Here is a 13858-nt window from a genome sequence, read left to right as displayed (position 1 = left end):
AGGTGTCAACGAATGACAATTGCTGCAACAGCCATACCCCTTTCCGGTACCCAGGACGGAACCCTCAAGTACGTTTCCGTGGGCGGACTCGAGCTGGAGGCCGGAGGTTCCCTCCCGGACGTCGTCCTTGCGTACGAGACGTGGGGGCGGCTCAACGCAGACGCTTCCAACGCTGTCCTCGTGGAACACGCCCTCACCGGCAGCACCCATGTGGCCCGCGGCGAGAGCGACGAAGAAGGCTGGTGGGAGCAACTCGTGGGTCCCGGCGCCACCATCGACACGGACCGCTACTTCGTGGTTTCCGTCAACATTGTGGGGGGCTGCTACGGCAGCACCGGGCCGTCGTCGAGCGCTCCCGACGGCAAGCCGTGGGGCTCCCGCTTCCCGCTCGTGACCCTTCGCGACAGCACGGTAGCCGAGGCCAGGCTGGCCGACGCCTTGGGGATCCACAGCTGGCACACCGTCGTGGGCGGGTCCATGGGCGGTGCCCGTGCACTGGAATGGGCCGTCGGCTATCCGGACCGTGTCAAGCGATGCGCCGTGATCTCCATCGGGGCGTACAGCACTGCCGAGCAGATCGCGTTCGCACAGGCCCAGACGCTCGCCATCCGGCAGGACGCCGACTTCAACGGCGGAGACTACTACGGCCATGCCGCCCCCGAGGCGGGCCTGGCCCTGGCCCGGCGGATTGCCCACATCACCTATCGCTCGGCAGACGAGCTGGACTTCCGCTTCGGCCGGAACGCCCAGGGCGGCGAGGCACCACTCCAGGCTGCCGCGTTGGGGGACCGGGGCCGCTACCAGGTGGAGAGCTACCTGGACCACCAGGGAAGCAAGCTGGTCCAGCGCTTCGACGCCAATAGCTACATCGCCATTACCGAAGCGCTCATGAGCCACGACATCACGCGCGGCCGGGGCTCGCTGGAGGACGCGCTGGCCGTGGCCACGGCGACGTTCTTCGTGGCCTCGGTGGACTCGGACCGGCTCTATTTCCCGGAGCAATCCCGCGAGCTCGCCAAGGCCCTGCCCGGCGAGGTCCCTGTTCACGTGATCGAGGCGCCGATCGGGCACGACGGTTTCCTCACCGAGATCGGACAGCTCGGCCCCCAGCTGCGCGAAGCCTTTTTCGGATAGCGCGCCTTTTCCGCTGAATCAGCCGTTCATGATCTCCTGGCGGAGTTTCATGTAGTCCTCCATGGCGATTTTCCCGTCGCTGTACTTCTGGTCCAGTTCGGCCAGTTTCCGTGCCCGGTACCCTTGGGGCGCGCTGCTCGGCTGGGGAGCGCCGCCCGCTTGCGGAGCAGCCGACGACGGCGGAGCGGCCTGCGACGGCGGAGCGGCCTGCGGTGCGGGCGTCGCCATCGGGTTTTGGGGCGCAGGCGGGATGACCACCGGGGGTTGTTCCGGGTATCCGACCGGGTAGTGCTGTGGAGGGTAGGGCTGCCCGGGGTAATCCTGCGGAGGATAGGGCTGCCCAAGGTAATCCTGCGGAGGGAAGTCCTGGATCCTGCGCTGGCGCGATCGGTTGTACATGCGGATCCCCATGGGAATCAGCCAAGAGCAGACGATGATCCAGAAGATCAGATTGTTCACGGCGGAGGCCTCCCTGTCTTTCACCAGCTTAGCCCCGCTCCCTGTGGCTAAGCTCGCGGTTCGCGCTCAGCTCCCGGGCAGGAGCGTGTCGGCAGGACCGAAGACGGGTCCCGGCGTCGGGCGTTTCGGCAGGATCCCGTCACCGGAGGAGCGGTGCCTGATCCGGCGGATGACCCACGGGACAAAGTATTCGCGTGCCCAGACGAGGTCGCCTGAGCGGGCTTCGCGCCAACTGCGCTGGGGGAGAGGTTTGGGGTAGAGCGGTTCGAGGTTGTGCGGCACATTGAGTGAGTCGAGGACCATCGCGGCGACGGTGTGATGGCCGAGGGGCGAGAAGTGGAGGCGGTCTTCGTCCCACATCTGGGAGTTGGAAAGCTGCCTCAAGGACCACATGTCAGCCACCACGGCATCATGGCGGGCGGCCACGGTGCGAAGGTTCTCGTTGTAGATGGCCACCTTGCCGCGGATCCGGCCGAGGACTGATGACACTGTGTCCGGACCGTTGAAGAGAACCACCGTGGCGCCGTCGGAACTCAGGGTTTGCACGGCGGCATCGAGTTTCTCGGCCAGGGCGTCGGGATCGCCGCCGGGACGGATGAGGTCGTTGCCGCCTGCGGAGATGCTCACGAGGTCCGGTTTGAGGTCCATGCACGGGCCAAGTTGTTCGTCGAGGATTTGCTGCAGCAGCCGTCCGCGGATGGCGAGATTGGCGTAGGCGAAGTCGCGGTGTCCCCGGCTCAGTTCCTCGGCTACGCGGTCGGCCCAGCCGCGATGTCCTCCGGGGTTGTTGGGCTCGGGGTCGCCGATGCCTTCGGTAAAGGAATCACCTAACGCCACGTAGCGGGTCCATGGATGAATCCGCTCGTCCGACTTTGCCACCGTGGAATCAGTGTCACTCACGTCCATATCCTGCCTCTTGCTGCGTCGCTACGCGCCCGTAGCTTGTTACTCATGGGTAACTGCAAGAATAGTCCCATGAGTCAAGCTTCCGCCTTTCCTGCCCCGGTCGTTTTGTGGTCCCACGAAGAGGAGGATCGGGCTGGAAAGCCGTTGCTGGTCCTGTTGCACGGTTATGGATCCAACGAGCAGGACCTCTTCAGCCTGGCCGGCATGTTGCCCCAGGACTTCGTCGTCGCGTCGCTCCGGGCGCCGATCGCCACAGGCCCGGGCTTCACGTGGTTCCCGCTCACGGCGTCCATCGACTACTCCCTCGACGCCGTCAAGGACGCCGCGGAGTACGTGTTTTCCTGGCTGGATTCGGTCAAGTCCAACCACAGCTCAGTGACGCTCCTCGGGTTTTCCATGGGCATGGCCATGGCCACCTCGCTGCTCCGGCAGCGCCCGGCGGACTTTGCCGCCGTCGTCGGGCTTTCAGGCTTCGCCGTCGACGCCGGTGAGGACCCCGCGTTCCGCGACGCCGAGCTGGACGGATCCGTGCCGCTCTTCTGGGGACGCGACCAGCAGGACCCTGTCATCACTCCGGACAAGATCGACTACACGATGGGGTGGGTGCGGAAGCACACGGACCTCACTAAGGTGCTCTACAGCGGCATGTGGCACGGCATCAACCAGCAGGAAATCGGGCACGTCGGAGAATTCCTGGAACACAAGGTCCTCGCGTCCGTCTGAAGACGACGCGGGGTCACTTACGGCCCATTCCGCGACACTTAATGGGCCGTAAGTGACCCCGTGTTGCTGAACTAGGAAGCGGTAGCGATCCGTACCGTCTGGCCGTTGACGGTCACGGTATCGCCCACATGGAGCTGGCGGCCGCGCCGATCATCGATCTCGCCATTGACTTTGACCAGGCCGTTCTTGATGAGTTCCGTGGCTTCCACGCCATCCTCCACGAGGTTGGCGAGCTTCAGGAGTTGGCCGAGCCGGATCATGTCGTCGCGGATGGGGATTTCTTCGATTTCCGGGTTGCTCATACAAGCAATGATGCCTGAAGTAGGGTGGTGAAAATGCCGCAGTCCTCCCGCACCTTGCCTGGAAGTCCCTTCCGTACGCCCCTGCCCCTGCTCACCGGGCTGCTCCTTGCCGTGGCAACCGGACTCGTGATTCCCCTTCAGGGCCGGATCAACGGCGCCTTGGGAGCAACGCTCGACGACGGCATCGCGGCCGCCGTCGTGAGCTTCACCACCGGGCTGGTACTGATCGCCGCGATCGGACTCGCGCTGCCGAAGGGCCGCGCGGCCCTTCGAAGGATCCTGCCTGCCCTCAAGGAGCGGAGCTTTCCGCGGTTCTATGTCCTGGCCGGTGGCATCGGCGCGCTGTTCGTTTTCGCCCAATCGTTCACGGTCGGCCTGCTTGGCGTGGCCTTGTTCACGGTCGCAGCGGTGACCGGCCAGACCCTTAGCGGGCTACTCGTGGACCGGCTCGGCATCGGACCCGGCGGCAAGCGCTCGATCACCGGGGTCCGTATCCTCGGCAGCGTCCTGACGATCGCCGCTGTCGTCTGGGCCGTGTCGCCGCGCCTCGGGGCGGCCACCGACGTCGGGTCCTTGCTGCTCCCCATCCTGTTGCCGGTGGTGGCGGGTTGCCTCATGAGTTTCCAGCAGGCCATGAACGGGACTGCGACCGTCCACTACGGCAGCCCGATCGCCGCGACGCTCGTGAATTTCGTCGCCGGAACGGTGATTCTCTGGATCGCCTGGCTCATCAAAGTGTTGCTCGTTGGTCCCGGCCACGCCCTGCCTGCGGAATGGTGGTACTACCTGGGCGGGCCGATGGGGTGCGTCTTCATCGGCCTGGCAGCTTTGTTGGTCCGCAGCCTCGGTGTCCTGGTCACCGGGCTCGGGATGATCGCCGGGCAGCTGCTGGGATCGCTGGCGCTGGACCTGGTCCTGCCGGCTCCCGGAACAGTGGTCGCGTTCCCCACGATCCTCGGCACCCTGCTGACGCTGTTCGCCATCATCGTGGCCACGTTGCCCTGGCCGAAGGGCGCGCTCTCGTCCCGCCGACCCGCGAAGCGTCTTGAGGGCCGGTCCCGGAGGCAGGACCGCGGCCAAAGGCCGGTAGGCTAGGACACGCAGCTTCCTGCACAGCAATACCTTCGCGCACAACCACGGACCGCACCCAGCGGCCCTGTAGAACATTGGAGTACCCATGGCAGCAAAATCCGTCCTCGACCAGGTCATTTCCCTCTCCAAGCGGAGGGGCTTCGTGTTCCAGGCCGGTGAAATCTATGGTGGCTCCCGGTCCGCATGGGACTACGGCCCCCTCGGTGCCGAGCTCAAGGAAAACATCAAGCGCCAATGGTGGCAGAGCGTTGTCCGCGGCCGCGAAGACGTAGTGGGCCTCGATTCCTCTGTGATCCTGCCCCGCCAGGTGTGGGAAGCCTCCGGCCACGTCGACGTGTTCTCCGACCCCTTGGTCGAGTGCCTCTCGTGCCACAAGCGCTACCGCGCCGACCACCTCGAGGAAGAGTACGAGGAAAAGAAGGGCCGCCCGGCCGAAAACGGCCTCAAGGACATCGCCTGCGCCAATTGCGGCACCCGCGGCCAATGGACCGAACCGCAGGAGTTCTCCGGCCTGCTCAAGACCTTCCTTGGCCCCGTGGCCAGTGAAGAAGGCCTGCATTACCTGCGCCCGGAAACCGCCCAGGGCATCTTCGTCAACTTCAGCAACGTGCTCACCACGTCCCGCAAGAAGCCGCCGTTCGGCATCGGCCAGATCGGCAAGTCCTTCCGCAACGAGATCACGCCGGGCAACTTCATCTTCCGCACCCGCGAGTTCGAACAAATGGAGATGGAATTCTTCGTCGAGCCGGGTACGGACGAGGAATGGCACCAGTACTGGATGAAGGAACGCATGTCCTGGTACACCGGCCTGGGCATCCGGCCGGAGAACCTGCGTTTCTACGAGCACCCGCTGGACAAGCTCAGCCACTATTCCAAGGGCACCACGGACATCGAGTACCGCTTCGGTTTCCAGGGTTCCGAGTGGGGCGAGCTCGAGGGCATCGCCAACCGTACCGACTTCGACCTCTCCACCCACTCGAAGGCCTCCGGCCAGGACCTCAGCTACTTCAACCAGGCCACCAACGAGCGCTACACGCCGTACGTCATTGAACCGGCCGCCGGCCTGACGCGCTCCTTCATGGCCTTCCTCGTGGACGCCTACACCGAGGACGAGGCACCCAACGCCAAGGGCGGCGTCGACGTCCGCACCGTCCTGAAGCTCGACCCGCGCCTGGCGCCGGTCAAGGCAGCCGTGCTGCCCCTGAGCCGCAACGAGGACCTGTCCCCGAAGGCGAAGGACCTGGGCGCCCAGCTGCGCAAGAACTGGAACATCGACTTCGACGACGCCGGCGCCATCGGCCGCCGCTACCGTCGCCAGGACGAGATCGGTACTCCGTTCTGCATCACCGTCGACTTCGACACCCTTGACGACCACGCCGTGACCATCCGCGAGCGCGACACCATGAGCCAGGAACGTGTTTCCCTGGACAAGGTGGAGGGCTACCTGGCCGCACGGCTGATCGGCGCCTAAGCGTGTCCATCGAATACCGCGAATGGCGTGAGGGCGACGACCTCGCGCTCCTGGAAATGTGGGGCGGGCCCGAGACCCTGCCGGCCCAGCAATTCCGTGCAGCCCTGGCGCCGTCGAGCAACAGCGGTCAAGGCCAGCCTTGGCGCCGGTGCATCGTGGCGGAAGACGTCGTCGACGGCATCGGCATCCCGGTGGCCGCGGGCGTGGTCCATGAGGCCTCCCTGCACCCGGATCGGCTCTGGGCCTACATCGAGGTCGCCAAGGACCACCGCCGGAGCGGGATAGGGGCCACGCTCCTGACCATGCTGCGGCGCGAAGCCGAGCAGTCGCCGTCGGGCGTTTCCACGCTGCGCAGCAAAGTGGAGCCCGGCACGGCCGGTGCCGCCTTTGCCGAGTGGGCGGGGCTTGCGCCCATCCAGCGCTCCCGGCTCGTGGTGGTGGATCCCGAGCCGCTCAGGCTGCCGGTGTTTGGGGACGGCTCCGAAGAAGCCGCTTCCGAGCAGGTGGAAGACCTCGCCACGGGATCCGTGGAACTGAGCGACGTCGTAGGCCGGTACTACACCGCCGTGCACCACTGGGACAACCCCGGCGAGCTCGGCATCCCCACGGTGCAGCGACTGTTCCTCGACGACCTGACGGGGGCACACGGGGCGGTTGTGCTGCGCGCGCCAAAGGCGAGTGCCTTTGGCTCGGGCGTCCCGGCCACCCGCAAGGGCAAGCTGCAGGCCTTCGCGATCAGCTATGCGCAGGGCAGCTCGGACGAGCCCTCGGAAGTGTTCCTTGGGCACGATCCGCTCCTGCAGGACGATGAGGCGCGCGCCGCTGTCCGTGACCTGCTGGCGCTCATTGCCTACCAGCACCCCGTGCTCCTCGAAGTGGACGATTCCATGACGGCCGTGTGCGCCGTCGTCGATCCCTTGCTGGAACTGGGCAAGGCAAAGCTCCGCGGCGCGGACACCCTGGTGGTCAGCGAATAGCCGCCCTTCCTTGCCCAACTGGCTCGCAGTTGTTGTCGTTTTGAGCCCTCATAACGACAACAACTGCGAGTTAGTTGGGTGGACCCTTGACGAGTCCGCGGCGTGGGTGTAGGCATGACGACGTAAGCCCCGGCCGTTGGTCTGGTGGGGTGGCGGCGGGTGGAACGGATCCGGTCTCATGAAGAGAATCGGCGGTAACACCCATGAATGGAACAGCCCTCGACGGACTGCGCGAACAGCTCCGCGGGCAACTCATCACCCCAAGTGATCCTGACTATGATTCCGCCCGGGCCGTTTACAACGGGATGATCGACAAACGTCCGGCAGGGGTCGTCCGAGTGGCCCAGGTGGCGGACGTCATTGCGAGCGTGAACTTCGCCCGGGACAATTCCCTGCCTTTGGCCATTCGCGGCGGCGGCCACAGCGCCCCCGGTTTCGGGACTTGGGACGATGCCCTTGTCATCGATTTCGTCAACCGAACCGGTGTCCGCGTTGACCCCGACGCCGGTACGGCCCGTGCCGAGGCGGGGACAACCTGGGCGGATTTCAACCACGCGACCCATGCCTTCGGGCTGGCAACCACCGGCGGGATTGTCGGATCCACCGGCATCGCCGGCCTGACCTTGGGTGGTGGCATCGGCTATCTCGCCCGAAAGCACGGCCTTTCCTGTGACAACCTCGTCTCCGCCGACGTGGTGACTGCGGACGGCAAGTTCCTGACGGCCAGCGAAACCCGGAACGAGGACCTTTTCTGGGCGTTGCGGGGAGGCGGAGGCAACTTCGGTGTGGTGACGTCGCTGGAATACAAGCTGCATCCTGTGGACATGGTCCACGCGGCCATCATCATCTACGGCATGGAGCACGCGGACACCGTCGCGAAGTTCTACCGCGACTACATGGACACCGCCCCTGAGGAATTCGGAGCCTTCGTGGGCTTCCACCAGGGGCCTCCCGTCCCGTTCCTTCCCGAGGAATGGCACGGGAAGCCAGTCTGCGTGGTCATTGGCATGTGGACGGGTGATCCCGCCGAAGGAACAGCCCGCTGGCAGCCTTTCCTGGACGTTGCCCCCGTGGCGGGTTCGCTGGTTGCAACCATGCCGTACCCGGCACTCAACTCGGCATTCGATCCGCTCCTCCCGAAAGGGATGCAGGCCTACTGGAAAGCGGACTTCCTCTCCGAACTCAACGACGGCGCCATCGCGGCCCATCTTGAGTACGGCAGCAAAGTCCCCAGCGTGCAGACATCCGTCCACGTCTATCCGATCGACGGCGCGGTGCAGCGCGTGGGCCAGACGGACACTGCGTTCGTCAACCGCGGCGTCAAATTCTCTCCCGTGATCGCCTGCATGTGGAACGATCCCGCAGACAACGAGGCGAACATCGACTGGGTCCGCAGTTATGCCGCGGCATTGCGCCCGCACTCCTCCCCGGGAGGCTACATCGGCTTCATGGACGGTGACGACCAAGGCCGGATCAGTGAGAACTACGGGGTCAACTACGAGCGGCTGCAAACCATCAAAGGCAAGTACGATCCCGGAAACCTCTTCCACGTGAACCAAAACATCAAACCCGCCTGAACCCCGGCGACGGCCACCGCCCAACTAATCCCCACCGCCACCCTCGCCTCGCAAGCTCGGCCAGGGAACCCTGGCGGCGTGGGCCCACGCAGCAAGTGTCGTTTTGACGGCTCAAAACGGCCGCAACTGCGAGCCAGTTGGGCGGGACACCGGGCTGCCCCACGTAGGCTTGTGGGCATGAGGTTTTGCAGCTAATGGGTCACGGCCATTCACACGGACACACCGAGCATTTCGAGCCAAGCCCGACGGCGCTCGCGTCACGCAGGCGGGCAAACTGGCTCCTCGTGGCCGTGTTGGCTCCGATTGCCGTGCTCACGATCGTTGCCATGCTGCTCATGTGGCCGTCCGGGAGCAAGGAAGGCATCACCTTCGCGAGCCCGTACGCTGCTGCTCCCGGGGTGACGTTCGATACCGGCAAGATCCAAGCCGTCACCCAAGAGAGCTGCACGCAGGGGACCCAGGCTCCGGTAGCGAACGGGGCGAACGGCACGAACGGCACGAACCAAAGCAGCGGAACGCAGCCGCAGGGGTCCCAATGCACCTTCGCGTCGACGCAGCCGGATAACGGCGGCAGTCCCGTGAAAGTGGTCATCAACCCCGATGTCGCCAAGTCCCACGGCGTCAAAGTGGGGGACAGCATCCGCTACTTGAACCTCTCCCGGGTGCAGGGAGCAGCGGCGGGCAACGGCTCGCCGTCGTACGTTTTCCTGGACTTCGTGCGGACCGTTCCCATGGCCCTTCTGGCGATCCTGTATGCCGTGGTGGTCATCGCTGTCGCGCGTTGGCGCGGTTTCAGGGCCCTCCTCGGACTGGCCGGGGCCTATGTGGTCATGGTCAGCTTCATGCTTCCCGGATTGGTGGAAGGCAAGCCGCCCCTGCTCGTGGCATTGGTCGGCTCCACGGCCATCATGATGGGGGTGCTCTATTTCGCCCACGGATTCTCGGCCAAGACCTCCACCGCGTTGCTGGGCACGATCTTCGGCCTCGGCATCACGGCGCTGCTGGCGGCCTGGGCCACGGATGCCGCCAACCTGACCGGGATCGGAAGCAGCGAGGGCGCCACGCTGGTCAACATGTCGGACAAGATCTCGCTCTCCGGGATCATCCTCTGCGGGTTGATCATTTCCGGGCTCGGAGTTCTCAACGACGTGACCATCACCCAGTCCGCGGCCGTGTGGGAACTCTACGAGCTGGCGCCGGAGACCGGGGCGCGCAAGCTGTTCACCTCGGCCATGAGGATCGGCCGGGACCACATCGCCTCCACGGTCTACACCATCGCCTTCGCCTACGCCGGTGCCGCGCTGCCGATCCTGATCATTGTCATGCTGTACGACCGCCCCCTGGTCGATGCCCTCACCAGTGCCGAGTTGTCCGAGGAAGTCATCCGCACGCTGGTGGGCTCCATCGGGCTGGTGCTGGCGATCCCGGTGACCACCTTGATCGCTGTGCTGGTGGTCAAGGCGACCGGTCCGAGGCGGCTCGCCGCCGCCGGTGCCGCGGATTCGGAAGCAGCCCACGACGACGGCGACGTCCGGGAGCTTGAAGCCGCCGGGCCCGCCGACGCCTTCGAATCGTTCGACACCGGCGAGCTTGCAGCCGTTGTCATGACCAGGCGGGCACGCAGGGAAGCAGAGCGCCGCTAACCCCCGATGACATTTGTCATCCCTCATTGGTGACACACGCCCCGGCGCCGGACGCGGATATCGGCTTTGATGGGTACTGGAGTAAACCAAAGCCAAGGAGAGTCATGACAACAGCGAGTGTGCCGGCCGTCCACGCCGCCGGACTGCACAAGAGCTTCGGGAAGGTCCACGCCGTCCGCGGCCTCGACCTTACCGTGCAGCCGGGGGAGGTGGTGGCGTTCCTCGGTCCCAACGGGGCCGGCAAGACAACCACCATCGACATGATCCTCGGATTGAGCGCCCCGGACCAGGGAAGCGTTTCCATCTTCGGCCACACGCCCCGCGGCGCCATCGCCCGCGGCCAGGTGGCAGCCGTGATGCAGACCGGCGGCCTGCTGCGGGACATCAGCGTCCGCGAGACCGTACAGCTCAACGCCGCCATGTTCGATTCCTCCCGCCCCGTGGACGAAGTCCTGGCGCGGGCGGGCATCCTGGAGATCGCCGACCGCAAGGTGGAGAAGTGCTCCGGCGGCCAGCAGCAACGGCTGCGCTTCGCCATGGCCCTCGTCTCCGATCCCGGATTGCTCATCCTGGACGAACCCACCACCGGCATGGACGTCGCCGGACGACGCGACTTCTGGACAGCCATCCGGACCGACGCCCAGCGCGGACGGACCGTCATCTTCGCCACCCACTACCTCGAAGAAGCCGACGCCTACGCGGACCGGATCGTCCTGGTCCGCCAAGGCAGCATCGTCGCGGACGGCACCGCCGCCCAGATCAAGAACCTTGCCTCAGGCCGTACCGTCAAGGCTTCGCTTCCGGCAACCGAACGCGGACTGCTGGCCGGGTTGCCGCCGGTCGAAAGCATGGATTACGACGGCGGCCGCCTCACTGTCCGCACGGGCGACTCGGACGCCGTCGTGCGGTACTTGCTCAACAACACGGGCGCCCACGACGTCGAAGTGGCAGCCAACAACCTCGAGGAAGCCTTCGTGGCCCTCACCGGAGACGATGCCGTGCCGGAATCCCCGAGCATCACTTTTGAAGGAGACCTCGTATGAGCACGGCAACAGTTCTCCAGGAACGGAACCCCTCCGCCGGCGGGGTCAACCGCACGTTCCTGTGGATCGAGATCAAGCGGATGCTCCGGAACCGCCGGACCATCATCTTCACGGTGTTCATGCCGGCCGTTTTCTTCTTCATTTTCGGCTTGTCCAACAAGGACAAGCTCCTGCCCAACGGGCACAGCTACGGCCAGTACATCCTCATCAGCCTCACGGTCTATGCCGCGATGACCGCCGCGACGGGCGCCGGCAGCCAAGTGGCGGTGGAACGTGCCCAAGGGTGGAGCCGCCAGCTTCGCCTCACGCCCCTCCTGCCCGGTGCGTACATCGCGGTGAAAGCCATGGCTGCGCTGACTCTGTCCCTCGTTGCCGTCGTGGCCCAGTTCGTCATCGGCGCCCTTGCCGGTGTCACCATGGATGCCCAGACCTGGCTGACGGCCGGGTTGGTGGCCTGGCTGGGCTCCCTGGTGTTCGCCGCCCTCGGCTTGTTCGTCGGATACCTCATGCCGAGCCAGAACGTCATGCAGATCCTCGGCCCGGCACTGGCCATCCTTGCCATGCTCGGTGGACTGTTCATGCCGATCGAGGTCATGGGGGAGACCTTCGGGAACATCGCCAAGTTCACGCCCGCCTACGGGATCGGGCAATTGGCCCGGAGTCCCATCACCGGCGAGTTCGATTGGGCGTGGATCGTCAACGTGCTGATCTGGCTCGCGATCTTCGTGGCCGGGGCAGCCATGGCGTTCCGTCGCGACACGAAACGTGTCTGAACCGACCGCCAGGACAGGCATCATGACCAGCAAAGCCATGTTCCGCGGTCCTGGGCCACGGGGCTGGTTCATCGGCGCGGGACTCTCCATCCTCCTCTGGGCTTGGCCGACGTGGAACATCGTGTGGTCCGTGGACGAGCCGCTGGCCTGGAAAGTGGCGGCGTCGGCGTCGCTGATCGTGTTCTTCGCCGCCTACGTCTTCCTGCCCCAGATCAGTTGGCGGCTGGGTGTCCGGGTTGGCATCGTGTCAGTCTGCATCCTGCTGGCGCTAAACGGTCTGATGGTCCTCATCATCGGACGGGAAGCCCTGTGGACCTGGACGTTCCTCGCCTGCGCCATTGCGATGACGGCCCTTCCGCCGCGCACGGACTTCTTCCTCATCGTCGCTTTGGCCCTTGTCTCCTTCGCCACGCAGCTGGTGACGGGCAACGGGGAGCAGGCCTTGCTCCAGGCGGGGATCATCCTGTCGCTCGGCCTCATGATGTCGGCCTTCGCCCGGCTGATCCGGCAGACCGCACGGCTCAGGGAAGCACAGACTGAACTGGCTGACGCAGCCGTGGCTGCGGAGCGCAGCCGCGTGGCCCGGGACATGCACGACATCCTGGGCCACTCCCTGACAGTCATCGCCGTAAAGGCCGAGTTGGCGGGCAGGATGCTGGACACCGTCCCCGGCGACTACCCTGCCCGCGACCGGGCAGCCGCCGAGATCGCCGCCGTACAGGACCTGGCCCGCGGGGCGCTCGCCGACGTCCGGGCCACGGTGGCCGGATACCGCGGCGTCAACGTCCTGGCTGAGCTCGCCGTCGCCCGGACGGCCTTGGAATCGGCCGGCATCGACGCGGAATTGCCGGGAACCGTCGAGCAGGTTCCGGCACGTCACCGGGAGCTCTTCGGCTGGGTGCTGCGCGAAGGCGTCACCAACGTCGTGCGGCACTCAGGTGCCGCGCGCTGCCGCGTCCGGTTGACGGCGTCGAGCGTTCTGGTGGAGGACAACGGCGTCGGGCCGGCCTCCGGGGGCCGCTCCGGGAACGGACTGGCCGGGATCCGCGAACGCGTGGGTGCCGCCGGGGGAACGGTCAGCATTGGCCCAAGTGACCTGGGAGGGTTCAGATTGGCGGTGGAGGTATGAGCATCCGATTGGTGATCGCGGACGACCAAGCGCTCGTGCGCGGGGCGCTGGCCGCTTTGCTGGGCTTGGAGCCGGATATCGAGGTGGTCGCCGAACTGGGCGACGGAACAGGGGTGGCGGCCGCCGTCGTCGAGCACTCCGCGGATGTGGCGATGCTCGACGTCGAGATGCCCGGCCTGGACGGGATCAGCGCGGCCGCGGCCGTGCGGCGGGCCGCGCCGTCGTGCCGCGTCCTCATGGTCACCACGTTCGGGCGGCCCGGCTACCTCAAGCGCGCCATGCAGGCCGGAGCCTCAGGATTCGTCGTCAAGGACACGCCCGCGCGGCAACTGGCCGAAGCGGTGCGCCGTGTCCACCAGGGCCTCAGGGTAGTGGACCCGGTCCTCGCCGCGGAATCCTTGACCGCAGGAGACAGCCCTTTGACCGAACGTGAGGGGGAGGTGCTCAAGGCAGCGTCCGACGGCGGAACGGTGGCCGATATCGCGAAGTCGGCGATGCTTTCCGAAGGGACCGTGCGGAACTACCTGTCCGCGGCGATGGCCAAGACCGGCGGCCGGACCCGGGCCGAGGCAGTGCGCATCGCCGAAGACAACGGCTGGCTACTTTAGCGGGCCGCACCCACGTAGTCG

At 65.9% G+C, this 13858-nt stretch carries 14 protein-coding genes; 11 read left to right on the top strand and 3 right to left on the bottom strand.

The genetic code is table 11. The annotated features are described in order from the left end of the window. The first annotated feature begins 12 nt into the window (after positions 1 to 12). Positions 13 to 1134, top strand: coding sequence for a homoserine O-acetyltransferase MetX (gene metX / locus ACSBOX_RS14565; RefSeq protein WP_442543082.1), 1122 nt, complete (start codon positions 13 to 15; stop codon positions 1132 to 1134). Between the two features lie 18 nt (positions 1135 to 1152). Here the strand turns inward: metX and ACSBOX_RS14560 are convergent, their stop codons facing one another. After that, a complete protein-coding gene (locus tag ACSBOX_RS14560; RefSeq protein WP_442543081.1) occupies positions 1153 to 1593 on the bottom strand; it encodes a hypothetical protein in 441 nt (146 codons plus the stop codon). A gap of 66 nt (positions 1594 to 1659) precedes the next feature. Then, positions 1660 to 2499 carry an SGNH/GDSL hydrolase family protein gene (locus tag ACSBOX_RS14555; protein WP_442543080.1) on the bottom strand — a complete coding sequence of 280 codons (840 nt, stop codon included), beginning with the start codon at positions 2497 to 2499 and terminating at the stop codon, positions 1660 to 1662. Between the two features lie 69 nt (positions 2500 to 2568). On the opposite strand from ACSBOX_RS14555, the gene ACSBOX_RS14550 reads away from it, so the two are divergent. Further along, positions 2569 to 3222 carry an alpha/beta hydrolase gene (locus ACSBOX_RS14550; RefSeq protein ID WP_442543079.1) on the top strand — a complete coding sequence of 218 codons (654 nt, stop codon included), beginning with the start codon at positions 2569 to 2571 and terminating at the stop codon, positions 3220 to 3222. 71 nt (positions 3223 to 3293) lie between these two features. On the opposite strand, the gene ACSBOX_RS14545 is transcribed toward ACSBOX_RS14550, so the two are convergent. Further along, positions 3294 to 3524 (bottom strand): RNA-binding S4 domain-containing protein, encoded by a 231-nt coding sequence (locus ACSBOX_RS14545; RefSeq protein WP_442543078.1) that lies wholly within the window; start codon positions 3522 to 3524, stop codon positions 3294 to 3296. Positions 3525 to 3557: 33 nt separating this feature from the next. Here ACSBOX_RS14545 and ACSBOX_RS14540 point away from each other — a divergent pair, with 33 nt between their 5' ends. From ACSBOX_RS14540 to ACSBOX_RS14500, 9 genes are all read left to right on the top strand, one after another. Further along, positions 3558 to 4619 carry a DMT family transporter gene (locus tag ACSBOX_RS14540; protein ID WP_442543077.1) on the top strand — a complete coding sequence of 354 codons (1062 nt, stop codon included), beginning with the start codon at positions 3558 to 3560 and terminating at the stop codon, positions 4617 to 4619. An 82-nt stretch (positions 4620 to 4701) separates the two neighbouring features. After that, positions 4702 to 6087 (top strand): glycine--tRNA ligase, encoded by a 1386-nt coding sequence (locus ACSBOX_RS14535; protein ID WP_442543076.1) that lies wholly within the window; start codon positions 4702 to 4704, stop codon positions 6085 to 6087. A 2-nt stretch (positions 6088 to 6089) separates the two neighbouring features. Continuing rightward, positions 6090 to 7064, top strand: a complete 975-nt coding sequence (locus ACSBOX_RS14530) for a GNAT family N-acetyltransferase (protein ID WP_442543075.1) — start codon at positions 6090 to 6092, stop codon at positions 7062 to 7064. A gap of 203 nt (positions 7065 to 7267) precedes the next feature. Then, positions 7268 to 8641, top strand: coding sequence for an FAD-binding oxidoreductase (locus ACSBOX_RS14525; protein ID WP_442543074.1), 1374 nt, complete (start codon positions 7268 to 7270; stop codon positions 8639 to 8641). Positions 8642 to 8835: 194 nt separating this feature from the next. Then, complete coding sequence (locus tag ACSBOX_RS14520; RefSeq protein ID WP_442543073.1) at positions 8836 to 10284, top strand: YibE/F family protein; 1449 nt, start codon at positions 8836 to 8838, stop codon at positions 10282 to 10284. A gap of 104 nt (positions 10285 to 10388) precedes the next feature. Further along, the gene (locus tag ACSBOX_RS14515; protein ID WP_442543072.1) at positions 10389 to 11327 is read left to right on the top strand and encodes an ABC transporter ATP-binding protein; all 939 of its coding nucleotides are present in this window, start codon (positions 10389 to 10391) and stop codon (positions 11325 to 11327) included. Continuing rightward, a complete protein-coding gene (locus ACSBOX_RS14510) occupies positions 11324 to 12100 on the top strand; it encodes an ABC transporter permease (RefSeq protein WP_442543071.1) in 777 nt (258 codons plus the stop codon). Before ACSBOX_RS14515 ends, ACSBOX_RS14510 begins: the two co-directional genes overlap by 4 nt. A gap of 22 nt (positions 12101 to 12122) precedes the next feature. Beyond that, positions 12123 to 13229, top strand: coding sequence for a sensor histidine kinase (locus ACSBOX_RS14505; RefSeq protein WP_442543070.1), 1107 nt, complete (start codon positions 12123 to 12125; stop codon positions 13227 to 13229). Then, the gene (locus tag ACSBOX_RS14500) at positions 13226 to 13837 is read left to right on the top strand and encodes a response regulator transcription factor (RefSeq protein WP_234750748.1); all 612 of its coding nucleotides are present in this window, start codon (positions 13226 to 13228) and stop codon (positions 13835 to 13837) included. The genes ACSBOX_RS14505 and ACSBOX_RS14500 overlap by 4 nt, the downstream gene beginning before the upstream one ends. Positions 13838 to 13858 lie beyond the last annotated feature (21 nt).

The organism is Arthrobacter sp. KN11-1C (assembly GCF_052180225.1).
Lineage (GTDB): Bacteria > Actinomycetota > Actinomycetes > Actinomycetales > Micrococcaceae > Arthrobacter.
The sequence above is the reverse complement of the archived record's forward strand: the minus strand, read 5'-3'. Positions and strand labels throughout refer to the sequence as shown.